Origin of the sequence: Streptomyces sp. NPDC058291 (genome assembly GCF_042880855.1) — a bacterium.
GTDB lineage: Bacteria > Actinomycetota > Actinomycetes > Streptomycetales > Streptomycetaceae > Streptomyces.
In genome coordinates this window covers 3,307-26,529 of record NZ_JBHVYK010000068.1, presented here as the reverse complement: position 1 = coordinate 26,529, position 23,223 = coordinate 3,307, and the positions used below count along the sequence as shown (strand labels likewise).

Annotated in this window: 19 protein-coding genes; 13 read left to right on the top strand and 6 right to left on the bottom strand. The window is 73.2% G+C overall.

Features of this window, described 5'->3' with window-relative positions; all coding sequences use genetic code 11:
* Positions 1–131 precede the first annotated feature (131 nt).
* Both ACFVYK_RS28110 and ACFVYK_RS28105 read left to right on the top strand, forming a co-directional pair.
* The gene (locus ACFVYK_RS28110) at positions 132–902 is read left to right on the top strand and encodes a gamma-glutamyl-gamma-aminobutyrate hydrolase family protein (protein ID WP_389778829.1); all 771 of its coding nucleotides are present in this window, start codon (positions 132–134) and stop codon (positions 900–902) included.
* Positions 903–956: 54 nt separating this feature from the next.
* A complete protein-coding gene (locus tag ACFVYK_RS28105; protein ID WP_389778827.1) occupies positions 957–1,463 on the top strand; it encodes a carboxymuconolactone decarboxylase family protein in 507 nt (168 codons plus the stop codon).
* An 87-nt stretch (positions 1,464–1,550) separates the two neighbouring features.
* Here ACFVYK_RS28105 and ACFVYK_RS28100 read toward each other — a convergent pair whose 3' ends face one another.
* The 3 genes from ACFVYK_RS28100 to ACFVYK_RS28090 all read right to left on the bottom strand — a co-directional run bounded on the left by ACFVYK_RS28100 (position 1,551) and on the right by ACFVYK_RS28090 (position 4,604).
* Positions 1,551–2,933, bottom strand: coding sequence for an NDP-hexose 2,3-dehydratase family protein (locus ACFVYK_RS28100; protein ID WP_389778825.1), 1,383 nt, complete (start codon positions 2,931–2,933; stop codon positions 1,551–1,553).
* Entirely contained in the window at positions 2,930–3,910 is a 981-nt protein-coding gene (gene rfbB / locus ACFVYK_RS28095; RefSeq protein ID WP_389778852.1) for a dTDP-glucose 4,6-dehydratase, read from the bottom strand. The genes ACFVYK_RS28100 and rfbB overlap by 4 nt, the downstream gene beginning before the upstream one ends.
* 340 nt (positions 3,911–4,250) lie before the next feature.
* Positions 4,251–4,604 carry a VOC family protein gene (locus tag ACFVYK_RS28090; RefSeq protein ID WP_389778823.1) on the bottom strand — a complete coding sequence of 118 codons (354 nt, stop codon included), beginning with the start codon at positions 4,602–4,604 and terminating at the stop codon, positions 4,251–4,253.
* 162 nt (positions 4,605–4,766) lie between these two features.
* Here ACFVYK_RS28090 and ACFVYK_RS28085 point away from each other — a divergent pair, with 162 nt between their 5' ends.
* Positions 4,767–6,311, top strand: a complete 1,545-nt coding sequence (locus ACFVYK_RS28085; RefSeq protein ID WP_389778822.1) for an alpha/beta fold hydrolase — start codon at positions 4,767–4,769, stop codon at positions 6,309–6,311.
* 102 nt (positions 6,312–6,413) lie between these two features.
* Here ACFVYK_RS28085 and ACFVYK_RS28080 read toward each other — a convergent pair whose 3' ends face one another.
* A complete protein-coding gene (locus ACFVYK_RS28080; RefSeq protein ID WP_389778820.1) occupies positions 6,414–7,733 on the bottom strand; it encodes an activator-dependent family glycosyltransferase in 1,320 nt (439 codons plus the stop codon).
* Between the two features lie 82 nt (positions 7,734–7,815).
* Positions 7,816–9,051, bottom strand: a complete 1,236-nt coding sequence (locus ACFVYK_RS28075; protein ID WP_389778818.1) for an MFS transporter — start codon at positions 9,049–9,051, stop codon at positions 7,816–7,818.
* 77 nt (positions 9,052–9,128) lie between these two features.
* Between ACFVYK_RS28075 and ACFVYK_RS28070 the strand changes: the two genes are divergently transcribed.
* The gene (locus tag ACFVYK_RS28070; RefSeq protein WP_389778816.1) at positions 9,129–10,406 is read left to right on the top strand and encodes an ATP-grasp domain-containing protein; all 1,278 of its coding nucleotides are present in this window, start codon (positions 9,129–9,131) and stop codon (positions 10,404–10,406) included.
* A 37-nt stretch (positions 10,407–10,443) separates the two neighbouring features.
* On the opposite strand, the gene ACFVYK_RS28065 is transcribed toward ACFVYK_RS28070, so the two are convergent.
* Positions 10,444–11,256, bottom strand: coding sequence for a phytanoyl-CoA dioxygenase family protein (locus ACFVYK_RS28065; protein ID WP_389778815.1), 813 nt, complete (start codon positions 11,254–11,256; stop codon positions 10,444–10,446).
* A gap of 316 nt (positions 11,257–11,572) precedes the next feature.
* On the opposite strand from ACFVYK_RS28065, the gene ACFVYK_RS28060 reads away from it, so the two are divergent.
* The 9 genes from ACFVYK_RS28060 (at position 11,573) to ACFVYK_RS28020 (ending at position 23,114) form a co-directional block, all read left to right on the top strand.
* A complete protein-coding gene (locus ACFVYK_RS28060; protein ID WP_389778813.1) occupies positions 11,573–12,940 on the top strand; it encodes a formylglycine-generating enzyme family protein in 1,368 nt (455 codons plus the stop codon).
* Entirely contained in the window at positions 12,940–14,346 is a 1,407-nt protein-coding gene (locus ACFVYK_RS28055) for an MBL fold metallo-hydrolase (protein ID WP_389778811.1), read from the top strand. Before ACFVYK_RS28060 ends, ACFVYK_RS28055 begins: the two co-directional genes overlap by 1 nt.
* On the top strand, positions 14,343–15,347 hold the full coding sequence (locus tag ACFVYK_RS28050) for an alpha/beta hydrolase (protein WP_389778810.1): 1,005 nt from the start codon (positions 14,343–14,345) through the stop codon (positions 15,345–15,347). The genes ACFVYK_RS28055 and ACFVYK_RS28050 overlap by 4 nt, the downstream gene beginning before the upstream one ends.
* Entirely contained in the window at positions 15,335–17,179 is a 1,845-nt protein-coding gene (locus ACFVYK_RS28045; RefSeq protein WP_389778808.1) for an asparagine synthetase B family protein, read from the top strand. Before ACFVYK_RS28050 ends, ACFVYK_RS28045 begins: the two co-directional genes overlap by 13 nt.
* A complete protein-coding gene (locus tag ACFVYK_RS28040; protein WP_389778806.1) occupies positions 17,118–18,218 on the top strand; it encodes a hypothetical protein in 1,101 nt (366 codons plus the stop codon). The genes ACFVYK_RS28045 and ACFVYK_RS28040 overlap by 62 nt, the downstream gene beginning before the upstream one ends.
* Complete coding sequence (locus ACFVYK_RS28035; RefSeq protein WP_389778805.1) at positions 18,215–19,618, top strand: aldehyde dehydrogenase family protein; 1,404 nt, start codon at positions 18,215–18,217, stop codon at positions 19,616–19,618. The genes ACFVYK_RS28040 and ACFVYK_RS28035 overlap by 4 nt, the downstream gene beginning before the upstream one ends.
* A gap of 4 nt (positions 19,619–19,622) precedes the next feature.
* Positions 19,623–20,699: a threonine aldolase family protein gene (locus ACFVYK_RS28030; RefSeq protein ID WP_389778803.1), complete on the top strand. Its 1,077-nt coding sequence runs from the start codon at positions 19,623–19,625 to the stop codon at positions 20,697–20,699.
* A 32-nt stretch (positions 20,700–20,731) separates the two neighbouring features.
* Positions 20,732–21,196, top strand: a complete 465-nt coding sequence (locus tag ACFVYK_RS28025; RefSeq protein ID WP_389778801.1) for a pyridoxamine 5'-phosphate oxidase family protein — start codon at positions 20,732–20,734, stop codon at positions 21,194–21,196.
* 166 nt (positions 21,197–21,362) lie between these two features.
* Entirely contained in the window at positions 21,363–23,114 is a 1,752-nt protein-coding gene (locus ACFVYK_RS28020; RefSeq protein ID WP_389778800.1) for an FAD-dependent monooxygenase, read from the top strand.
* Positions 23,115–23,223 lie beyond the last annotated feature (109 nt).

Below are 23,223 nucleotides of genomic sequence, written 5' to 3'. Positions count from 1 at the left end.
CCTGGAGCGGCCCGTGAACGATGGCCCGCGCATCCCGCCACCGATATTTTGGCGGCTCCGCCTGTCCGGGGAAGTGCGTGTTCCATCTGCTTACTTTCCTCGGTTGAACCCGGAAACCAACGAGGGTGGTCATGAATTCAGTCACGAACGGTCCGGCGCCCGCCCGGCGGCGGCCGGTGATCGGGATCTGCGCGCGGACGGCGCCGGTCACCCTCCAGGGCGGCGATCTGGTCGTCTCCCTGGCCCTCCAGTCGCACGTGGCCTTCCTGTCCGAGGCGGGCTGCGCTCCCCTGCTGCTGCCGCTGCTGCCGGGGGCCGAGGAGCTGGTCGGCCGGCTCGACGGACTGCTGGTCCCGGGCGGCCCCGACCTGGATCCGGCGCTGTACGGCGCGCCGGCCCACCCGGCGACCCAGGTGGTGACCCCGGATGCCGACCGCGTCGAACTGGCGCTGCTGCGTGCGGCGTTGGACGCCGATCTGCCCGTGCTGGCGATCTGCCGCGGTATGCAACTGCTCAACGTGCTGCACGGAGGGACCCTCCATCAGCACCTGTCGGACGTCACGGGCCACGACGGTCACCGTCCGCGGACGGCGTCCTTCACTCTCGGCCGGCTGCCGCTGAAGCTGCTGCCCGGCAGCCGGATCGCCGCCGTCCTGGAGGAGGACGAGCCGGAGACGGCCTGCCACCACCACCAGGCGGTGGACCGGGTCGGCAGCGGCCTCACCGTCACCGGACGGGCCGGGGACGGGACCGTCGAGGCCGTGGAAGTCACCGGCCGTCCCTTTGCGATCGGGGTGCAATGGGAATCCGGGTACACGGCCGACAAACGACTTCACCAAGCCCTCGCGCACGCCGCCGGACGCCTGATGAAAGAGCCGTCCGCCGCAATGGCGATTCATTGAGAAAAGGCGATCCCGAGGGCAAACTGATTTCCGATTCCCATGTGAAGGAGAATTATGTCGCCGCGGATGCCCAACCCGTCGTTGGTGGTTCCCGACGTTCTTCCGCCGATGCGCGCGCTGGTCAAGGCCGTCAACAGCGTCGGCGTGCCCCTGCAGACGCTCGTGCTGGTCCACCTGAGGGTGAGCCAGATCAACGGCCGGACGGTCCACCTGCCCCTGAAGCCCAAGGAGTTCGAGGAGGCGGGTGAGGAGGACCGCCGTCTTCCCGTGGTGGAGACCTGGCGGGAGCAGACCTGCTTCACCGACGCGGAGCGCTCGGTGCTGGCGCTGGCCGAGGCGGCCACGCGTATCGACGGCCGCGAGGACCCGGTGTCGGACGAGGTCTGGGACGAGGCCGCCAGGCACTGGACCGAGGTGCAGCTGGCCGCGGTGGTCCTGCACATAGGTCTGGTCAACCTCTGGAACCGGGTCAACGTCGTCACCAAGCAGGAGGCGGTGGACTGGCGCGTCAACCCGAAGAAGTGGACTCCGATGACCAGTCGGCTCACGGCGGCGCAGTAGCCGCGGCGCCCCTTCCCGAACGCGTCAGGCCCTGTCCGGTGGTTCTTCCCGGACAGGGCCTGACCTCATGGGCGGACCCGGGCCGGCTCAGGGCGCGCCGCTGCCCCGCAGTGCCGCGTCGAGGACGGCGAGCAGCGTCCTGGCCTGGACGTTGACGTAGCGGCTGTGCGCTGCGAGCCAGTTCAGCTGGCCGGGCGTGACCCAGTGGTATCCCGGGGGCGGCTGGGTGGGCGTCGTCGCCTCGTCGGTCTCGACGATCAGGTAGCGGCTCTCGGCGTTCAGGAAGCGGCCGCCCTCCTCGGAGTGCACGGTCGCGTAGCGGACGCGGTCGGGCGAGGCGTTCAGCATCGCGTCGAGGAAGGGCGGACGGTCCTCGGCCGGGAGGGGGGCGTAGTTGGACGGTACGCACTGCACGGTCGGGGCGAGTTCGACGGTGTCGAGGAACCCGCCCTCGACGCGGGCGTGCGCCAGGACGTGTGGGACGCCGTCGAAGACGCGGCAGGCGAAGCCGACCACGCCGCGTTCGACGGGTTCGATGATCGGCTGGGTCCAGCCGGCCACCTCGCGGCCGGCGCCCTCGACCGACACGGCCGCCACCCGGAAGAACCGGCCGTCTGCGCGGCTGACGGCGTGCTCGTCGGTGTGCCATCCGGCGATGTCGCGCAGCGGCATGAGACGGGCGCGGACGTCGTGCCGGGCCCGCTCCCCCGTGAACCAGGCCAGCAGGTCGGAGTCGGACGAGAGCGCCTTCGTCTCGGCCGCCACCGCCGGGGCGCTCGCCAGTACGGTGCGCGCGTCCATGTTCACGACGTTGTCCAGGCGGAGCAGCCGCAGGATCTGGCCGAGGGTGAGCCAGCGGAAGCCGTCGTGGACGGGGACGTCCCCGTCCACCTCGACGATCATGTTGCGGTTGCGCTTGCGGAAGAACCAGGCGCCGTGCTCGGACTGCAGGACGTCGGTGAGCACCTGCTCCCGCCGGGGGGCGAGGAAGTGCTCCAGGTACTTCACCCCGCTTCCGCCGTGGGCCTGGGTGTAGTTGCTGCGGGTGGCCTGCACGGTGGGAGAGAGCTGCACCAGGTTGGGGTTGCCGGGCTCCATCTTGGCCTGCATCAGGAAGTGGAGGATCCCGTCGAACTCCTTGGCCAGAATGCCGAGGATGCCGATCTCCGACTGCACGATGATCGGCTGCTGCCACTCGGTCTGCGGCGTGACCACGTGCAGGCCCTCGACGGTGAAGAACCGCCCGCTGCTGTGCCGCAGGTTCCCCGTGTCCGGGGCGAACGACCAGCTGTCGAGTCCGGCGAACGGGATCCGCCGGACCACCGTTCCGCCCGAGCGCCGGTGCAGGTCCAGCCAGCCCGGCACCTCGGACGTCGCGGTGTGCGCCCCCTCGGGCGTCGCGGCCGACAGCGCCAGGCGTTCGGCGACCCCCGCCCGGGTGCGCGCGACCAGCTGCGCCGGGGCGCTCACGGCCGACCACCGGTGTCCTTGAGCGGCTTCCACCACGTGGGGTTGTCCCGGTACCAGGCGACGGTCTCGGCGAGCCCGGTGTCGAACGAGGTCAGCGGCCGATGGCCGAGCTCGCGCTCGATCCTGCCCTGGTCCAGGGCGTAGCGCCGGTCGTGGCCCTTGCGGTCGGTGATGTGCCGGATCATGTCGGGTCCCGCTCCGCACAGTTCGGCGAGCCGGTGGGCCAGGTCCAGGTTCGGCACGGCCGTGCCGGCGCCGATGTTGTAGGCCTGGCCGGCCCTGCCGTCGGTGAGGACCCGCTGCACGGCCCGGCAGTGGTCGTCCACGTGCAGCCACTCGCGGATCTGCCCGCCGTCGCCGTAGACGGGTATGGGGCGTCCTTCGAGCAGGTTCGTGACGGCGAGCGGGATGAACTTCTCCGGGTGCTGGTAGGGCCCGTAGTTGTTGGAGCACCGGGTGACCGAGACGTTCAGCCCGTGGGTGCGGAAGTAGGCCAGGGCGATCAGGTCGGAGGCCGCCTTGGACGCGGCGTAGGGCGAGTTGGGCAGCAGCGGGGACTCCTCGGTCCACACGCCCTCCTCGATGGAGCCGTACACCTCGTCGGTCGAGATGTGCACCACCCGCTCGACGCCGGCCGCCAGGCAGGCTTCGAGGAGCGCCTGCGTGCCCTCCACGTTGGTGCGCACGAACGCCGCGCCGCTGGCGATCGAACGGTCGACGTGGCTCTCGGCCGCGAAGTGCACCACCGCGTCCTGGCCGTCGAGCACGCCGCTCAGCAGCTCCCGGTCGAGGATGTTCCCGTGGGTGAAGGACAGCCTCGGGTGCGAGGCGGGGAGGTTGTCGCGGTTGCCCGCGTAGGTCAGCGCGTCCAGGACCGTGACGTGCGCGTCCTCGAAACCCGGATAGCCCCCGTCGAGCATGGTCCGTACGTAGTGCGAGCCGATGAATCCGGCGCCGCCGGTGACGAGGATGTTCATGCGATCACGCCGCAGTCGGAGTTCCACGCTCGAAGCATGTCCTTTTCCCTTTTCCTTGAGGGGACGGATGGTGTGCCGCGGGCTTCGTCGGCCGACGCCTCGCCTGCCGACGGGGCGAGGGCCTCGCTGGTGTTCCGCCCGTCCGGGCGCCGCCGCGGTGGCGCGGAACCGCCGCGTCGAAGCGGTCGTCTCTGCGTCGTGCGGGGCGACGGCGTCGCCTGCCCACCCTGTCCGGTGAGGCTGGACGGCCGCCCTCGAAGCCCTCTTGAGACGCCCTCGACGAACGGGACGGACTCGGCGGGCTCCGAGGGCGGCGCGGACGCCTGGTCGCGACGCGTCGTCAGCTGTCCTGCAGAAGTCCGAGGACGTTGCCGTCGAGGTCGGTGACGGTCGCCACGCGGCGGCCGCCGCCGACGTCCTTGGCGGGGCTGCTCACCGTGGCGCCCGCGGCGGTGACCTCGGCCAGCTTCGCGTCGAGGTCGGCCACGTGCCAGTAGGCGACCTGCGAGGTGATGTCCTGCGCCCCCGCCGGCACCAGCCCGATGTGCTGACCGGCGACGTCAAAGCCGACGTAGTACTCCGAGTCGGTCTGCGGGTCGATGCCGAACAGGGCGGCGTACAGCTTCTTGGCCGCTGCCACGTCCGCCACCGGGTGCAGCACGGTCTTGATTCCCTGGATGGCCGCGTCAGACATTCTCACTCCCGGGGTTGGAAATCGATCGCCTCATGCTAGGGAGATCCGGGAAGCCGTCGCACCGTCCCTCCTTTTCCCTCCAGGGGGTTTCCAGGCGTCCTTGAGCGTGAGCCGACAGGCCGGTGCCACGCTGCGAGCGCGCTGAATTAGGAGGGGAAACACGTGAGAAAGCTTGCGTTGGTCATACCGGTGATCGCGGCCGCGCTGGTGGGCTCGGCCGTCGTCCCGGTCGCGGTGGCGAACGATGCGGCCGGGCCGGCCGTCGGCAGCGTCGACTGGGCGCCGTGTCCGGGCGGGGACCCGGTGCTCGGCGACATGCTCAAGAACCTGGAGTGCGGCACGGTGCAGGTGCCGCTCGACTACGACGCCCCCCAGGGCAGGCAGATCAGCCTGGCGCTGACCCGGGCCAGGCACACCGTCCCCGACAGCGAGTACAAGGGCGTCGTGGTGCTCAACCGCGGTCAGTGGCCCGGTGGCATCGGCCGTGACCTGCCCACCCGGTACGCCGCGGGCACCACCGGGCTGGCCAGGGACGTCGGCGCCGCCTACGACTGGATCGGCTTCGATCCGCGCGGCGTCGGCGCCAGCGAGCCGGCCGTCGTCTGCGACGCCGGCTATCTCGACCCCGGGCAAGCGCAGCCGGACCCGGTGCCCGCCACGCCCGCGGCCGAGCAGCAGTGGGTGAAGCGGGCCCGCGCGTACGCCGCGAGCTGCGGCGAGAAGTACGGGGACGTGCTGAAGCACCTCGGCACCGAGGAGGCGGCGCGCGACCTGGACCGGATGCGGATCGCGCTGGGCCAGGAGAAGATCACCTACTTCGGCACCGACTGGGGCACCTACCTCGGCTCGGTCTACGCCACGCTCTTCCCCGACCGGCTGGAGCGGATGGTGCTGGACAGCGTGGTGCGTCCCAGCGGCGTGGGGTACCGCAACAGCCTGCGCAAGAACGTGCTGTCGGAGCGCAACGCCGAGATCTTCTTCGCCTGGGTCGCCAAGTACGACGGCGTCTACCACCTCGGCACGACCGAGGCCGCGGTCGAGGCGAACTACTACAAGGCACAGGACGCGCTCGCCGCGGCGCCCCTCGACGGCAAGATCGGCCCGGCGGAGTGGGCGGACATGTTCGAGCCGGTGGTCTACCGCAGCTGGACCTGGCTCTCGCGGGCGAAGGTGCTCTCCGACTTCGTGGTGCGCGATGATCCGACGTCGCTGCGGACCGGCTACACCCCGCCGGGCTTCCCGCACCAGAACCGGCACGCGATGACCAACGCGGTGAACTGCCTCGACGGCCCCTGGCCGCAGAACTGGAACCGCTGGAGCAAGGACCGCTCCCGCCAGTACGAGGCCGGTGCGCGGATCCTGACCTGGCCCAACGCCTGGTACGACGCGCCGTGCGCCTTCTGGCCGCAGCCCGCGCGAAAGCCGCTGGCGATCGGCGACGACCAGGTGGACGTGCTGCTGGTGCAGCCCCAGTTCGACACCGCGCACGGCGTGGCCGGCGCCGTCGAGACGCACGCGCTGTTCCCCAACTCCCGTCTGATCCTGGAGAAGGGCGGCCACAACGTCGGTGCGGCGTTGTCGGCGAACAACAACACCTGCCTGAACAAGTACGTCGGAGACTTCTTCCGGAACGGCACCCGTCCCGCGTCCAAGGAGGGGACGGACGCCGTCTGCCAGGCGGCGGCCGACCCGGTGCCCGCGTCCTGAGGCGCCTGCTGACGCACCCGACGGGACGGGCCCCGCGTGATGATCACGCGGGGCCCGTTTCTCGTGGTCGCGCGGTCCGCCCGGACCCGCCGTGCCGGCCGGTCAGCGCAGGGCCGCCACGGGGCCGGCCCGGTGGGCGGCGACCAGGGTCTCCAGGGTCCGTGCCAGTTCGTTGGGCGTGGGCATGGCCAGCATCTGCTCGCGCAGCCGTGCGGCGCCGGCCCGGACAGCCGGGTCGTCGAGCAGCCGGACGAGTGCGGCACGGACCGCGGGGCCGTCCGCCTCCGCGGGCGTCATGGCCAGCCCCGCACCCGCGGCTCGCAGGCACCGGAACTTCAGCGGCGCGTCGAACGCGCGGCCGATGAGCAGCTGGGGCACGCCGTGGCGCAGCGCGCAGCCGAACGACCAGGTGCCGCCGTGGTGCACCACGGCCGAGCACGTCGGCAGCACCTCGCCCAGCGGCACGGAATGGACCACGCGGGTGTTGGCCGGCACCTCGCGCAGCTCCCGCAGGGCGTCCGGCGGCAGGGCCAGCACCAGCTCGATCTCCAGGCCGGCCACCGAGTCGAGGATCTCCTGGACGCCTTCGACGGGCAGCGGGAGCCGAACCGGCCCGTCGTCGGCCGAGTCGCCGAACGTCATCAGCACCCGCGGCGCCGCCGGCGGCTCGGCGAGCCACCCGGGCACGACGGCCGGGCCGTTGTAGGGGACGTACTGCACGGGGAGGGTGGTCGGCCGCGCGTCGGGCCGGAAGGCCTCGGGCAGCGGGGCGACGGTGAACCGACCGTTGACCAGGTCCTCGGAGAACTCGACGCCGTAGCGGCCCGCCCAGCCCGTCAGCCAGTCGCGCAGCGCGTCGGTGCGCCGCTCCGGTGGCTGCAGGGCCTGGGCGTGCAGGAAGTCCTCCCGCATGCGGGTGTAGACGTCTACGGAGTACAGCACCCGGGCGTGCACCGCGCCGACCGCTTCGGCGGCCACCGCCCCCGCGAACGCCTTGGCGCCCCAGAGCACCAGATCGGGCCGCCAGGCGCGGGCCAGGGCGACCAGGTCCTCCGTCATCGAGTCGTTGGAGCGCCGGGCCTGCGGAAGCACCAGGTCGTCGAAGACCCTGGAGATCTGCTCCCAGCTCAGCCGTTCGCGGTCCGGCCGGAGGTCGAACAGCGGGTCGAGTCCCTGCTGGGCGGGCCGCTGGGCCGCGGCGGCGCGGTCGGACGTCTGGCGCCGGTCCCGCCGGCCGCGCACCTCCGCCGTCTCGCCGGGCCCGACGGCCACGGCCGTCAGCCCGGCCGAGGTGACGGCGTCGAGCAGATCCGGCCAGACGGCCACCCGCACCTCGTGCCCGGCCGTCTGCAGCGACCAGGCGAGCGGCACCAGATTGAACACGTGCGTCTTCCAGGGGAACGGCACGATGAGGACTCTCACGACGGCACTTCCTTGGGGTCGGGAACGGGGGATCACGGGCGGACGCCGCGCCGGTCGGCCCTCGCGGCCCTCGCCACCCTGGTCAGGCGTCCCGCACGGGTCGTCTCCAGGCCTGCCCGGGGGCGGTGGTCGAGGCGGTGACGAGGACGGTGACCACGGCCACCACACCGGCGGTGGACAGCGGGCCCACCAGGTCGCAGAGCGCGCCCAGCGCCAGGATGGAGACCGCTACGCCCGAGGGGAGCAGGGTGGCCCGCAGCGTCACCACCGACGGCAGGTCGGCGGCGGAGGCCGTGGCCAGGAGCCGGTTGTTGTAGTGGAGGTAGGCCACCTCGAAGAGGACGAGGAACAGCGCGTACAGCGCGAGCGTCGGCACGGTGCGGCCTGCCAGCACGGCCGCCAGCAGGGGTGGCATGGGAAGGACCGCCCAGACGGCCGAGGGCACGCGGGAGAGGTGGCGCTGGACCGGCAGGGCGGCGAGCGAGCCGGCGAACAGGGCCACCGAGGAGACGGCGACGAACACACCCACCAGGCGGGTGCCGCCGCCCAGCACCTGGACCGGGACGACGGTGACGGCCACCGTGTGGAAGCCCTGCCAGAAGGACACCAGCAGGAACCGGGCGAACAGCCTGCGCAGCACCGGGTCGTCGACACGCGGGCGGGCGCCGGCCGTGCTCCTGGCGCCGGCTCCGGCGCCGCCCGTGGAGTCGGCCATGGCGCCGTCCTCGGCGCCCTCCGCGGCCTGCTTCGGTGCGGAGGGCAGCGCCCAGGCGAGCAGGGTGCTGAGCACCAGCGTCGCCGCGTTGACCGCGATCAGTCCGCGCAGCGACAGCACCGCCGAGGCCGGGCCGGCCAGCGCCGCGCCGACGCTGACGCCGGTCAGCTTGCCGATCTCGGCCACGGTGTTGGCCCGGTCCAGCCGCCGCGGCGCCACCGTGTCGCGCAGCACGAGCGCGGTGGCCGCGCGGGTGACCGCCTCGAAGTACCCGCGGACCAGGAGCAGTACGCCGGCGACCGCGAGCAGTGCCCGTTGCGGTGTCAGGAGCGCGGCCGCGGTCAGTGCCAGGCTCGCCGTCTCGGCCAGCCGGACGAGTCGCTGTGGGGCGCGCCGGTTGAGCAGCCGGTTGAGCGGCGCGGCCATCAGCAGCGCGGGCAGCCACGGCGCGCTCAGCACGGCTGCGGCGAGCAGCCCCGATCCGGTGGCCGACCCCACGAGCGTGGAAAGGCTCACCAGGACCAGAAAACTGCCGGACGTATTGACGAACAGCAATACCGGAGTGCAGTGCGGCGAGCGCAGCCCCGTGGGAAAAGACGTCATCAGGTACTCCTCCGAAGGGGGAGGATCTCAGAGTTGAACGCCTTTCCGCGAGGGACGGCCCTCTCTACTTTGAACACATGACAGCAGCCACCGAGGGCCGCCCGTGCATCGTGATGGTCGACGCCTACGCAGCGGTCCGTTCACTCGTTCTGACATTCCTGGAACAGGGATGTTCCCTTGTGCGTGTGCAGAGCACCCATGACGTTCCGTACGTCTATCGCGCGTCGCCGTTCGTGCCCGACGACTTCGTCGCCGATATCGTCCACGACGGCGACCTGGAATCCACGATCGAGGCTGTCAAGGCGTTCGCGCCGGTCGCGGTGGTCGCGGGCGGGGAGAGCGGGGTGGAGTTCGCGGACCTGCTCGCGCAGCGGCTCGGTCTGCCGGGCAACGGCACGGCTCTCAGCGCCGCGCGGCGCGACAAACATCTCATGGTGGAGGCCGTACGGGCCGCGGGACTTCGCGCCGCCCGCCAGCTGCGCGCCACCGACGCGGACGAACTCGCGGCCTGGCATCGTGAACTGGGCGGACGCGTCGTCGTCAAGCCGCCGCGCAGCGCGGGCAGTCAGGGCGTCTTCTTCTGCGACAGCCCGCAGGACTCGGTGGCGGCCTTCCGTTCCCTCGCCGACGCCGACGACGTCTTCTCCCAGCCCAACAAGGGGGCCGTGGCGCAGGAGTACCTGCCGGGCACCGAGTACATGGTGAACACCGTCAGCCGGGACGGCCGCCACCACCTGTGCGACGTGTGGCGGACCAGCCGCATCAGCGCGAACGGGGTGGTCGACCTGTGCGACGCCCTGTCGCTGATCGACTCGGCGAGCCGGGTCGTGGAGCCCCTGCGCGCCTACGCGTTCGAGGTGCTGGACGCGCTGGACATCCGACACGGCCCGGCGCACCTGGAGATCAGGATGACCCCGCAGGGGCCGTGCCTGGTCGAGGTCGGGGCCCGGATCGCCGGCGGCGGCATCCCGGCCTGCGCCGGCCTGGGCATCGGCGAGTCGCAGCTGGAGTGGACCGTCGACGCCTGTCTGCGTCCCGAGCGGTTCCACGCCCGGGCCGGGACCCCGTACCGGCTGCGGCGCCACAGCGCGATCGTCGGCATGGTCTCGCCGGTGAAGGGCGTGCTCAGCGAGTACCGGGGCATCGACGAGATCGAGCGGCTGGAGAGCTTCCACGGCCTGGTCACGCTGGTGAAGCCGGGTCAGGAGATCGACCGCACGGTCGACGACCTCACCTATCCGCTCGTCGTGACGCTGCTGCACGACCTGGAGGAGGTCGTGCAGCGCGACCTGAACACGATCCGCCACCTCGACGGCGCCGCCTTCTACGGCCTCGACGGCGCGGCGGGATCCTGACGTCCCCGTTCGACTGCGGACCCGCCGCGGTCGAACGTCACGCCCGGGCGACGGCGGCCGGCTCCATCCGGGTCCACGTCGGCCGCGGCACCCGGTAGACGAAGCTGACGGCCGTGCGCGGCTGTGTCGCCGTCGTGTTGGGCGCCGAGCGGTGCAGCACCATGCCGTCGAACATGACGGCCGAACCGGGCTCGAGGGGCACGGCGACCGGGTCGGACGTGCGCGGCAGGTGCTCGTCCGCGACGTGCGGCTCCACCGCGTCCGCCCGCGGCGGCTCGCCGGGCAGGCGCTCGCGGTCCCCGGTGTGCGGGAACAGCCCGAGCAGATGGGAGCCGGGGATGAACTCCAGGCAGCCGTTGTGCACGGTGGCCGGCTCCAGCGCGATCCAGATGGTCACGATGCCGTGCTCCGCGGCGCCGAACGAGGGCGGTGCGAAGGCGATGTCCTGATGCCAGGGCTTGGCCGACCCCACCACGGGCGGCTTGGCCCACAGGAACGCGTTGACCAGCGTGCCCGGGCTTCCGGCGGCCCCCGCGACCGGCACGCCGGCCAGGTCCAGCGACCGCTGGACGGCCGCGAACTCGGGAACGTGCTCGTGGATGCGGTCGGCCGACCTCAGGACCCCCGGAAGGGCTTCGGCGCCCTGCTGCCAGGCGGCCCAGCCGCCGATTCCGGGCGCCTCCAGGACGAAGTCGCCGCTGGAGACCGTGCGGTCGCGGACGAGCTCCTTCAGGTCGTCCACCGCGCCGCGCAGCCGGGCGAGCGCGTCGCCCGCCGCCAGCCCGGGGAGTCGCACGAATCCTTTTTCCCGCACGTCACGGTAATGCTCACGGTAATGCGTGTCGCCCATTGTTCTCTCCCTCTCCTCGCCTCGGTTCGTCGCGAACCGACCCGCAATATCACGGAAATGTTCATGTTCAACGTGCGCGTATCAAGGCCGTTGCCGTGCCTTCCGCGCTTTCCGTAAGCTTCCGGGCCGTGCGGCCGATCCGGTCCGCGACAACTCGATATACGGCGGAAGGAGTGACACATGAGCGACCGTGACTTCATCGAAACCCGTGACGCTGAGCAGGAGACCAGCAAGTGGTGATCCGCTGACCAGCGAAACCCGCCGCCCGTATGGAATCGAATCCGTACGGGCGGCGCGTCGTCCGAGAGAGGCCGAGATGGTAGGCAATCGCGTTTCAGAAGTCATCGACATCCCCGCCGACCTGCTGGTGATCGACGACTCCACCGACGAGCGCTACTGGGCGTCGGTGGAACGCGTCGTCGCGCTGGCCGAGGACCGGGGGCGGGCCGCCGACGGGATACCGCTGCTGGCGTCTGTCGCGGTCAGCCACCCCGAGTGGCCGGTGCGGGCCGGCGCGGTGCGGCTGCTGGCCGGGCACCACGGGGGCGATCCGGCCGCCGACGCGGCCGTGGCCGCCGCCACCCACGACACCGTCGACTGGGTCGCCTTCACGGCGCTGAAGGTCATCGCCGAGCACCGGATCGCGGCCGCCGTCCCCGACCTGGTCCGCATCTCCGGCTGGCCCAGCAACTTCACCCGCCCCGACTGGACGCGCAAGCCCGTCGGCTGCGGCGCGGCCCTCACCAAGCGGGCCCTCATCGCCGTCTTCGGCACCCGCGACCCGGCCGAACTGCGCCGCCTGGAGGACGAGTACTTCTCCGACATGCGGGCGCGGATCGAGGCGGCGCGCAAGCGCCCCCGGCGCACCGCCGACGTCGTCCTGGTGCCGGGCGGCCCGGCGATCATCGGCGCGGAGGAGCAGCCCGACGCCTTCCGCATGGCGCAGGACGACAGCACGCTGCGCGCCGTGGACGTGCCCGCGTTCCTCATCGACCGGACCACCGTGACCAACGCGCGCTACCGCGAGTTCCTCGACGAGGTCGGCGACTCCGGCGAGTTCGACCACCCGGACCAGCCGCTGGAGCGCTCGCACCGCCCGGCGCACTGGCACGACCGGCGCTTCAACGCGCCCGACCTGCCCGTCGTCGGCATCGACTGGTACGACGCCCACGCCTTCGCGAAGTGGGCGGGCGGCTCGCTGCCCAGCGAGGTCCAGTGGGAGAAGGCCGCGCGCGGCGTGGACGGCCGCCGCTACCCGTGGGGCGAGGAGTGGGACCCGGACCGGGTGAACTACGTGGAGCGGTCGTTCGGCGAGGAGGTGGCCGACCTCGACTCCCTGGAGGCGCTGCTGGTCACCATCTCGCAGGGCGACAACCCCGCCCATCCGGTGCTGCCCGCCGACGCCCTCCCGCAGGGCGCGAGCCCCTACGGCTGCGTGCAGATGTCGGGCAACGTCTGGGAACTGACGCGGACGAACTTCTACACCGGCGACGACATGGACCCCTTCTTCAAGGGCCGCCACCCGCTGGACTTCATGAACCGCAAGGAGGCCTTCCACGTGCTGCGCGGCGGCACCTGGACCTCCCCGCCGACCTGCCTGACCACGTTCTACCGGGGCAAGGACCTGATCACCGACCGGCACAACGAGGTCGGCTTCCGCTGCGTGTACGAGACGAGCGACTGATGCGACTGACCTCTCTCGGCCACGCAGCCGTTCTCGTCGACACGGGGACGGAGCGCATCCTCTTCGACCCGTGGCTCACCCAGCGCCTGGACCGCTTCTGGGAGCACCACCCGGCGCTGCCGGACCGGCTGGTGCGCGAGGTGCTCGCCGACGGGGTCGATCACGTGGTGCTCAGTCACCACCACTTCGACCACCACCACTTCCCCTCGCTGCTGCGCCTGGTCGACGGCGCGGACGTGGACTTCGACGACAGCCCGCGCCAGAGCTCCGCGGTCACCTGCGTCTACCCCACCGGACCCGTGCCGCCGCAGCTGACCGCGTCCGGGCTCGGGCACCAGGCGATCGCCTGGACGCTGCGCCGCTTCGGCTACGAGAACCTGCAGCCGGTGACGCCGGGCGACACGATCGCCCTGGGCGGGGCGACCCTGCGGACGTTCCCCTCGGCCGTGTCCTTCCCGGAGATGAGCGTGCTGGTGCAGACCGACGACGCGGCCGTCATGCTGTGCGGCGACGCGCTGCTGCACGAGGACACCGTGGCGGCCTTCCGCCGCGCCGACGCGCCCAGGCTGGACGCCGTGTTCGTCCCGGCGCACAGCATCTCGCCGCCCGGCGTGCTCACCGAACGCCGTCCGCTGAGCGACCCGGACGCGGTGCGCGCCCGCGCCGTCGCCAACTTCGACCGGTACGTCGACGCGATCCCCGCGGCCGTGACCGTGCCCTCCTCGTTCGGCTGGCGCATCAGCGGCGACGGCGCACGCGACTACGACTGGTGCAACCGCACGATCTTCCCCTTCACCCCGGTGCAGGCGCTGCGCCGCCTGGACGAGCTGGGCCGCGACGGACTGCTGTGGGGCCCGGGCCAGGTGATCGAGGTCAAGGACGGCAAGGCCGCCCTGGCCGACGGGCCGGTGGCGCCCGGCGCGTACGACTTCGACGAGGTCTACGCCGCGGTGACGCTCGACCCGGACACCCCGGTGCCGCCGTTCGACGCCCGCGTCGACCGCCACGGCCGGCAGACCCGCGACGCCGAGGACCTGCTGCGCGAGCTGCTCGACCGGTTGGTGGCGACGGACTACTGGTACCGGGCGCTGGACCACGGCGCCGGCCGCCACGTCGTCTCGCTGTACGAGGACGACGGCGGTGAGACGTCCTTCCTGCTCGACCCGGTGGCCGGCCGGGTCACGCGGCTCGCCCCGGGTCCGGCCCGCGCCCATCTCGCCGGCGGCGAGGGCTGGACCGAGATCGCGGCCTCCACCCTCGAGGCCATGCTCGACGCCGACCTGCTGTTCGGCAGCTCGTTCGGGCTGTGGGCCAGCGACGGCGTGCTGCTGTCCGCGGTCTTCCACCATCCGTCGTTCTACACCCGCCACGTGGAGCGCGCGGCGCGTCAGGAGAGCAGGCCATGAGCGAGCCGGTCTTCTTCGATCACGACAGCGCCGCTCTGCGGGGCAACCCGCTGGGCGATCCGCACCGCCGCCGCGTCGAGGTGCACCTTCCGCCGGGCTACGACGGCATCCGGCGGTTCCCGGTGGTGTACTGGCTGCCGGGCTTCGGCGCCCATCCCAGCCTCGCCAACCGGGCGCTCGCCTTCGGCGGCTCCGTCGCCGACCGGCTCGGCCGGGCGATGGCGGACGGCCGGGTGCCGCCCGCGCTGCTCGTCGTGCCCGACGGCACGACCGCCTACGGCGGCTCGCAGTACATCGACTCCGCCGCCTGCGGCCGCTACGCCGGCCAGCTCGCGGAGGTCGTCGCCGAGGTGGACCGGCGGTTCGCGACCGTGCCGGAGGCGGCGGGGCGCGCCGTCGCGGGCAAGTCGAGCGGCGGATACGGCGCGCTGGTCGCGGGCATGACGTCCGACCTGTTCTCGGCGGTGCTCGCCTTCTCGCCGGACGCCGGGTTCGAGCACTGCTATCTGCCGCTGGTGCCCGCCGCGCTGGACACCGTGCGGGCGGCCGGCGGTGTCGAGGAGCTGCTGGCCCGCCGTGACAGCGGCCCGCACGACGTGCCGTTCATGGTGGCGATGAGCATCGTCGCGATGGGCATGTGCTACGCCGACGCCCCCGGGACCACGCCCTCCGACGCGTTGCCGTGCGACCCCGCCACCGGCCTGTTCCGCGACGAGGTGTGGCAGCGGTGGCTGCGGCACGACCCGGTGCGGATGCCGCCCGCCCACGCCGACCGGCTGGCCGGCCTCGGGCTGCTGCACCTCAGCGTCGGCGAGCGCGACGACTACGGCATGCACTGGGGCGTCCGCGCGCTGCACGCGCGCCTCGACGCGCTCGGCGTCGCGCACGCCTACCGCGAGCACGAGGGCGGACACCACGGCATCGAGCACGTGTTCGCCGAAGGCCTGGCCGGGCTGTGGCGGGTGTGGGGCGGGGCGGAGGCCGGCGCGTGTGCGGCATAGCGGGCTTCGTCAGCTTCGAGGGGCGCCGGGACGCCGACTGGATGGACGCCCTCGGCCGGACGATGACCGGCGCCATGGCGCACCGGGGCGAGGCGGCCTGCGCCCCCTACGTCTCGGCCTGCGGCACCGTCATGCTGTGCGCGACGCGCCTGGCGGTCCGCGACCGCTCCGAGGCGGGCGACCAGCCGATGACCGACCCCACCGGGCGGATCGTCCTGGTGCACAACGGCGAGGTCTACGGCTCCCGTTCGCCCGCCGAGCCGCTGTGGCCCCGCCGCACCGCCTGCGACACCGAGTTCGTCCTGCAGCAGGTGTGCCGCGAGGACGACCCCGCGGCCGCGCTGCGGCCGCTGTCGGGCATGTTCGCCCTCGCCTGGCACGACACGTGGACCGGCCGTGTGGTGCTGGCCCGCGACCACTTCGGCGTGAAGCCGCTGTTCTACGCCTTCACCCACGGCGGGCTCCTGTTCGCCTCCGAGCCGGGAGTGCTGCTGCGCACCGGTCTGGTGACCCCGGAGGTGGACCCCGAGGAGTACGTCCTGCGCTCCTGGATCCGCATGGACGCGGCGGACGACCACACCTGGCTGCGCGGGGTGCGGGCCCTGCAGCCCGCCGAGTACCTGTCGGTGGACCGCCCCGGCACCAGCACCCACCGGTACTGGCAGCCCACGCCGGTGGACGGTCTGGTGAGCGCCGAGGAGATCCGGGCCGCCTTCGACCGGGCGATCGCCGAGCGGGCCGTGTCCGACGTCCCGCGGGCGGCGGTGCTCAGCGGCGGCGTCGACAGCACGGCGGCCGTGGCGGCCCTGACCGCGCTGGGCGTGCCCGTGGAGGGGTACGTCCTGCGCTACCAGGACGGCGTCGGCGGCTCGGGCGACGACGTGGTGCACGCCACCGAGGCCGCCGCCCGTCTGGGCGTGCCGCTGACCGTGTGCGACCTGGACCGCGACCGCGCCGCCGAGCTGGTGCCCGTCCTGCCCACCCGGCTGATGCGGCCGCTGCTGCACGGCGCGGAGCTGGCCATGCACCACCTCTACGGCGCGATCTCCCGCGACCGCAACGTGGTCGTCTACTCCGGCCACGGCGCCGACGAGCTGTGGGGGTACCAGGCCGGCCGCTACTTCCCGGTCGTCGACCCCTACGCGCCCACCTTCGTCCACGGGCGCCACTACCTGACGCACCAGCTGTACCCGGACGAACGGCCCGTCTGGGCGCGGCTGGTGAGCTGGATGGCGCACGAGCTCGGCGTCGACATGACGGCCGTCACCGACCTGGTGTGGGAGCGCACCATGGACGAGTACCGGGCGATCAAGACGGCCTCCCCGCTCAAGCGCGGCCGGCACCATCTGCTGCGGCGCTTCCTGGTCTACGTCAACGACATGGTCGACGCCACGTCGGCGACCTTCACCCTGGAGGACCGGCCCGTCTTCCAGGACGTCGCCCTCGCCGAGCTGGCCTTCCGCTGCCCCGAGCACCTGAAGGACTCCGGCGAGCCGGGCAGCAGCCACAAGGGGCTGCTCAAGGAGGCGCTCGCCGACCTGCTGCCCGACTCGGTGCGCCACCGCCCCAAACAGGGCTTCCCGACCCCCACCGATCCCCGGTACGTCCGCCGGCTGGCCGATCTCGCCGACGGACTCGGCGCCCCCTTCGGCCTGCCGCCGCTGCCGGCCGGACTGCGGGCCGAACTGGGCGTCGGCGAGTGGATGTTCCTTGCCTCCACCTCCGCCTGGCTCGGCCACCTCGCGGAGCTTCGCACCCACCCGAGGAGTCATGGTGAGCAGTCCCGTACCCCCGTGGCGCTGGCAGGTCCTGGACCGCGCGGCCGATCTTGACCGGGTGCCCCCGGCGATCGAGGAGACGAGCGCCCAGGACTGGTGCAACTTCGTGCTGTGGCGGCCGTCCCGGCTGCCCGCGGGATGCCACGCCGGCGTCGGCACACTGCGCCGCGAGGCGCCCCCCGGCCGGGTGGAGGCGCAGGGCCGCACCCCGTGGAGCGACGCCAACCCCGCCGGCTACCGCACCGAGGTCCTGGGCGGGGGACGGCGGCTGCGTCTGAAGCAGTTCCTGTACGACTGGGCGTTCCCGGCCGCCGACCACCCGTGCCTGTGGGGCTCTGGGACCCGGCCGGCGGAGATCGGCGGGGGCCGCGTTGTCTGGCTCGGCGTCGACTACCTGGGGCACCGGGCCGCGAGCGCCCGGCTGGCCCGCACCACGGTCGAACTGTCCGTGCTGGAGGGCGAGTTCACCGACGACGAGCTCGTCGCGCTGTTCGCCGGGCTGCGTCCGGCCGTGCCCGACGCCGTGCCGAGGGTGCTGGCCACCCCGTTCGCCGAACTGAGCTACTGGGCCAGGCGCCCGGCCGACATGGTGTCGGTGCCCACCGGCGTCTTCCACTTCCACCGGCACGGTCGCGAGCACGACGGCGGCTGGGTCCCCTCCGAGGAGGTCGTGGGCTTCCTCACCGCCCAGGGGGTGCCGGTGACGGTCGGCGACTTCCGCGCCGAGAGCGCCGCCACGTTCGGCGACGGCGACGCCGTGCGGGAACTGGACGTCGTCTACTCCTCGCCGTCCGGCGGCGAGCTGCGTCTGACGGCGCAGCGCACCGGCGGCGGCCGGCTGGCGTTCCCGCCGCAGCGGGACAAGCACCCCGCCACCGTCGAGATCCGCGAGCTCGACGGCCGCCCGCTCCACCTCGGCTACGTCAGCGCCGAGTTCGGGGCCTGCGACGCCTGGTGGCAGCACCCCGACGGGTACGACCTCAGACTCCTCGGCAGTGCGGGCGCGGGCCTCGGGCCGGAGGCGTTCCACGGCCTGGTGGGCGCGATCGACCGCGCGCTGCGGCTCGCCGGCAACGCGGCGGTGCTGGGATGAGCGGGCCAAACCGTCCGGTCCTCGACCCCGCCACCGGCCGCACGGTCGCGCACGTGCCGGACACCGACGCGTCCGGCGTCGCCGCCGCCGTGGCCCGGGCCGGGGCGGCGTTCGAGAAGGTCTGGGCCGACACCTCCCCGGCCCGGCGCTCGGGTCTGCTGCGCGAGCTGGGGGACCTGCTGCGCGAGGACCGCGACGAGCTCGCCGCGCTGGAGCGGCTGAGCGCCGGCAAGCCCACCGCACGCGCCCTGGGAGAGGTCGACTTCGCCGCCCAGGTGGTCGACTGGTTCGCGGCGGCGGCCCGGTACCCGGTCGGGGAGACCCATCCGGCGGGTCCCGGCATGCGCACCTACACCGACCGGGTGCCGGTCGGGGTGTGCGCGGCCATCGCCCCGAACAACTACCCGCTCCTGCTGGCCGTCTGGAAGATCGCCGCCGCGCTCGCCCACGGCAACACGGTCGTCGTGAAACCGGCGCCGGAGACACCGCTGTCGATCCGCCGCCTGGTCGACCGCGCCGGCGAGGTGCTGCCCGAAGGCGTGCTCGGCGCCGTCTACGGCGGCGCGGCGACCGGCCGGCTGCTGTGCGACCGGCCGGCCGTCGGCATGGTCACCTTCACCGGTTCGACGGCGGCCGGGCGGGAGGTCGCGCGGCGCTGCGCGGACGGCCTCAAGCCCGTCTCCCTCGAACTGGGCGGCAAGAGTCCCGTCGTCGTCTTCGGCGACGCCGACCTCGACGCGGCGGCGCGGGCGGTGGTGACCGGCTTCACGGGCAACACCGGCCAGGTGTGCGTGGCGGGCTCCCGTCTGATCGTGGAGCGGGCGGTGCACGAGGAGTTCGTCGGCCGCGTGGCCGAGCTGGCGGCCCATCTCGCCGTCGGCCGGCCGGCCGACGCCGGCACCGATCTCGGTCCGCTGATCAGCCGGGCGGCCGCTGACCGCACGGCCGAGGTGGTCGCGCAGGCGGCGGCGGGCGGCGCGCGGGTGATCCTCCCGCCCGGCCGCTCCTCGGTGCTGCACGACCTCGACGGCGGGTTCTTCGTCCATCCGGCGATCGTCGACGGGGCGCCCTTCGACAGCCGCGCCTGGCGGGAGGAGATCTTCGCGCCGGTGCTGTCCGTCGCGTCGTTCGGAGCCGAGGAAGAGGCCCTGGCCCTCGCGCACGACACCGCGTACGGGCTGTCGGCGTCGGTGTGGACCTCGGACGCCCATCGCGCCGAGCGCTTCGTCCGGGTCCTGCGCGCCGGCATGGTGTGGGTGAACACCTGGGGCGACACCGAGGAGACGGTCAGCGTCGGCGGCCTCGGCCAGTCCGGGTACGGCCGGGAGCTGGGCCTGCACGCGGTGGAGGGCTACACCAGGCCCCGCGCCGTCTGGGTGGCCCACCGGCCGGGGCGGTAGAGCCGTGGCGCGCCCCGGCTCCCCGCACCTGGACTTCCGCAGCGACACCCGCACCGTGCCGGACGCGCGGATGCGCCGGGCGATGGCCGAGGCTGAGGTCGGCGACGACGTGTACGGCGACGACCCGACGGTCGCCCTCCTGGAGGAGCGGGTCGCCGGCCTGCTCGGCGCCGAGGCCGCGCTGTTCACGCCCACCGGCACCCTGGCCAACCTGCTCGCCCCGCTCGCCGTGTCCGGCCCGCCGGCGTCGCCCGCCCCCCGGGTGATCGCCGGCGCGGACACCCACATGGCGTTCCTGGAGGCGGACGGGCTGCGCAGGTTCGGCGGAGTCGAGCTGCTGACGGTGCGCCAGCGCCCCGACGGCCTGCCCGACCTCGACGCCCTGGCCGCGCTGCTGGCCGCCGGGGCGGGCCCGCCGACCGTGGTCTGCGTCGAGAACACCAGCATGATGTGCTCCGGCAACGCCCTGGACGCCGAGGCGATGCGTGCGGTGGCCGCGCTGGCCCACCGGCACGGCGCGCATCTCCACCTCGACGGCGCCCGGCTCGCGAACGCGGCCGTGGCGCTCTCCGTGCCGCCCGCGCAGCTGGCCGGGCCGGCGGACAGCGTCACCTTCTGCGTGTCCAAGGGGCTCGGCGCCCCCGCCGGCGGGCTGCTGTGCGGATCGCGCGCGTACGTGGACCGCGCCCGCGAGCTGAGGGGGTGGCTGGGCGGCTCCCTGCACCAGGCGGGCGTCCTCGCGGCGCCGGCCCTGGTGGCGCTCGACCGCCTGCCCGACCTGGCCGCCGACCACGAGCGGGCCGCCGCGTTCGCCGCCCTGCTCGACGCGGTGCCCGGCGTCGAGGTGATGCGCCCGCCGCGGCCGACCAACATCGTCATGGCGCGGCTGCCCGGGCTGTCCGCCGGGGAGTGCGCCGAGCGCCTGGCGGCCCACGGGGTGCGCACGTTGCCGCTGCCGAACGGACACGTGCGCTTCGTGACCCACCGGGCGCACGACATGATCGGGGTACGCGCGGCCGTCCGGGCGCTGGCGGCCGTGGCGGCCGCCGGGCCCGAGGCCCGGCCGGCGAAGACCCTTTGAGACGACCCGCCCCCGACACCGACGGAGGAAGCATGACGACGAAGCCACCCGCGCGCGGACTTGAGGAAAGGCTGCGGGACACTCGCACGAGACTGGAGAACGACGTCGACCTGTGGGTGGCCACGGCGGGCGCGGGCGCCTCGCAGGGCGTCCACCTGATCCCGCTGTCCTACCTCTGGGACGGGACCGCGATCCTCGTCTCCACGCCCCGCGACTCGGTCACCGGCCGCAACCTGCTGGCGGACGGCCGGGTGCGGCTCGGTCTGGGCCCGACGCGCGACGTCGTGCTCGTCGACGGTGTCGCGGAGGCGGTGGACGTGAGCGAGCTGGGCGAGGAGCTGGGCGACGCCTTCGCGGCCAAGACCGGGTTCGATCCGCGCAAGCTCGACGAGCCGTACCAGTACTTCCGCGTCCGGCCCCGGCGCGTCCAGGCCTGGCGGGAGGCCAACGAGCTGGCCGGACGCACCCTCATGCGCGACGGCGTCTGGCTCGGCTGACCCGCCGCACCCCGGGCCGCACCCGCGGCCGCCCGTTGCGCCCGCGCCGGCCGGTCACCCGCGGGACCGGCCGGCGCGCTGCGGTCCAGTCGTGCTTGACCGGTGCTGAAGAGGACTTTGCCAGGCTGCGACTGGCAAGGCATCGGTCGATCCTAAAGGGGCGAATATGGGAGCCATCGAGGTTCCGGTTCTGATCGTGGGCGGTGGCGGATGCGGCCTGTCCGCCTCCGTCTTCCTGTCCGACCAGGGCGTCGATCATCTGCTGGTGGAACGGCACCCGGACACATCGAGGGTTCCGAAGGCCCATTACCTCAACCAGCGCACGATGGAGATCTACCGGCAGCACGGGGTCGCCGACGACGTGCTCGCCGAGGCGGCGCCACTGGAGAAGTTCGGCAAGGTGCGCTGGCAGACCACGCTCGCCGGCGACGGACCGCTGGACCGGCGTCTGATCCACGAGATGGACGCCTTCGGCGGCGGTGAACTGCGCGAGGTCTACGCGAAGGCCGGGCCCCTGCTGCCCGCCAAGCTGCCGCAGATGTGGCTGGAGCCGATCCTTCGCCGGCACGCGCAGGAGCGCAATCCGGGGCGGATCCTGTTCCACCACGAGCTGACGTCCTTCTCCGACGAGGGCGACCACGTGGTGGCCGAGGTGCGCGACCTGGAGAGCGGGGAGATCACCACCGTCACGGCGCAGTACCTCATCGGGGCCGACGGCGGCCGCATGGTCGGAGCCGAGGTCGGCATCGAGCTGCAGGGCCCGCCCGGACTGGTCAACACCACCACCGTGTACTTCTCCGCCGACCTGTCGCCGTGGTGGGAGGAGGGCACGCTCATCACGCACTTCCTCAGCCCGGAGGACCCCGAGCTGTCCAGCAACCTCATCGAGATGGGGCCGCGCTGGGGCAAGGAGTGCGAGCAGTGGGGGCTGCACTTCGCCCCCGGCCCGCCCGGACGCTGGGACAACGAGAGCGTCGTCCCCAGGATCCGCGAGCTGCTGGGCATCCCGGACCTTCAGGTGACGGTGCACAAGGTGACGGACTGGATCGTGCACGCGCACCTCGCCGACCGCTACCGCGTCGGCCGCGTGCTGATCGCCGGCGACGCCGCGCACCGCCAGCCCCCGGCCGTCGGCCTCGGCCTGAACACCGGCATCCAGGACGCCCACAACCTGGCCTGGAAGCTGGCCGCGGTGCTCGGCGGCCGGGCGAGCGACGGCCTGATCGACACCTACGAGGCCGAGCGCCGGCCCGTGGGCCGGGAGAACGTCGACTGGGCGGTCTCCGCCGCCGTCCACCACCAGGCGGTCATCGACGCCGTGGGCGCCGGCCACAACATCCCGGCGGGGCGCCGCAAGCAGCGGCTGGAGGCGTACTTCGACCCCTCGCCGCTCGGCGACACCGTGCGGGCGCGCGCCCTGGAGATCTTCCACACCCACCGCGGGGGGTGCCAGTCGCTCGACATGGAGGTCGGCTTCCACTACGAGGACGGCGCGCTCGTCGCGGACGGCAGCGAGCCGCCGGCCCGCGTCCCCATGCGCAACGAGCACCGGCCCACCTCCCGCCCCGGTCACCGGCTGCCGCACGCCTGGATCACGTCCGGCGACCGGCGTCTGTCCACGCTCGACCTCACCGGCCGGACCGACTTCACGCTGATCACGGGCCCGGAGGGGACGCCGTGGTGCGAGGCGGCCGCGCGGGTGGCGGAGAAGTTCTCCGTCCGCGTCCGCACGGTCCGCATCGGCGCCGGCGGCGACTACGCCGACGTCGACGGCGGCTGGGAGGCCGTGCGGGGGATCACCGACGCCGGCGCGCTCCTGGTCCGTCCCGACCAGCACGTCGCCTGGCGCAGCACGGCCGGCGGCCGGGACGCGGAGCAGGTCTTGGCGCAGGTGTTCGCCGCGGTGCTGGACCGCTGACCCGAGCGACGCACGACAGAAGCGGGGGGGACCGCGCAGAGGGCCGGCAGCATGGGGGTGGCGGGGGGGGGGGGTAGCAGCCCACCCGCCGCCGGCCGGGCCGCCGGGG

Bases quoted from the DNA above. Each gene is read 5' to 3' on its own strand.
- ACFVYK_RS28110 (WP_389778829.1), top strand. From the start codon at position 132: ATGAATTCAGTCACGAACGGTCCGGCGCCCGCCCGGCGGCGGCCGGTG.
- ACFVYK_RS28105 (WP_389778827.1), top strand. From the start codon at position 957: ATGTCGCCGCGGATGCCCAACCCGTCGTTGGTGGTTCCCGACGTTCTT.
- rfbB (WP_389778852.1), bottom strand. From the start codon at position 3,910: ATGAACATCCTCGTCACCGGCGGCGCCGGATTCATCGGCTCGCACTAC.
- ACFVYK_RS28090 (WP_389778823.1), bottom strand. From the start codon at position 4,604: ATGTCTGACGCGGCCATCCAGGGAATCAAGACCGTGCTGCACCCGGTG.
- ACFVYK_RS28075 (WP_389778818.1), bottom strand. From the start codon at position 9,051: ATGACGTCTTTTCCCACGGGGCTGCGCTCGCCGCACTGCACTCCGGTA.
- ACFVYK_RS28070 (WP_389778816.1), top strand. From the start codon at position 9,129: ATGACAGCAGCCACCGAGGGCCGCCCGTGCATCGTGATGGTCGACGCC.
- ACFVYK_RS28065 (WP_389778815.1), bottom strand. From the start codon at position 11,256: ATGGGCGACACGCATTACCGTGAGCATTACCGTGACGTGCGGGAAAAA.
- ACFVYK_RS28060 (WP_389778813.1), top strand. From the start codon at position 11,573: ATGGTAGGCAATCGCGTTTCAGAAGTCATCGACATCCCCGCCGACCTG.
- ACFVYK_RS28055 (WP_389778811.1), top strand. From the start codon at position 12,940: ATGCGACTGACCTCTCTCGGCCACGCAGCCGTTCTCGTCGACACGGGG.
- ACFVYK_RS28050 (WP_389778810.1), top strand. From the start codon at position 14,343: ATGAGCGAGCCGGTCTTCTTCGATCACGACAGCGCCGCTCTGCGGGGC.
- ACFVYK_RS28040 (WP_389778806.1), top strand. From the start codon at position 17,118: ATGGTGAGCAGTCCCGTACCCCCGTGGCGCTGGCAGGTCCTGGACCGC.
- ACFVYK_RS28035 (WP_389778805.1), top strand. From the start codon at position 18,215: ATGAGCGGGCCAAACCGTCCGGTCCTCGACCCCGCCACCGGCCGCACG.
- ACFVYK_RS28025 (WP_389778801.1), top strand. From the start codon at position 20,732: ATGACGACGAAGCCACCCGCGCGCGGACTTGAGGAAAGGCTGCGGGAC.
- ACFVYK_RS28020 (WP_389778800.1), top strand. From the start codon at position 21,363: ATGGGAGCCATCGAGGTTCCGGTTCTGATCGTGGGCGGTGGCGGATGC.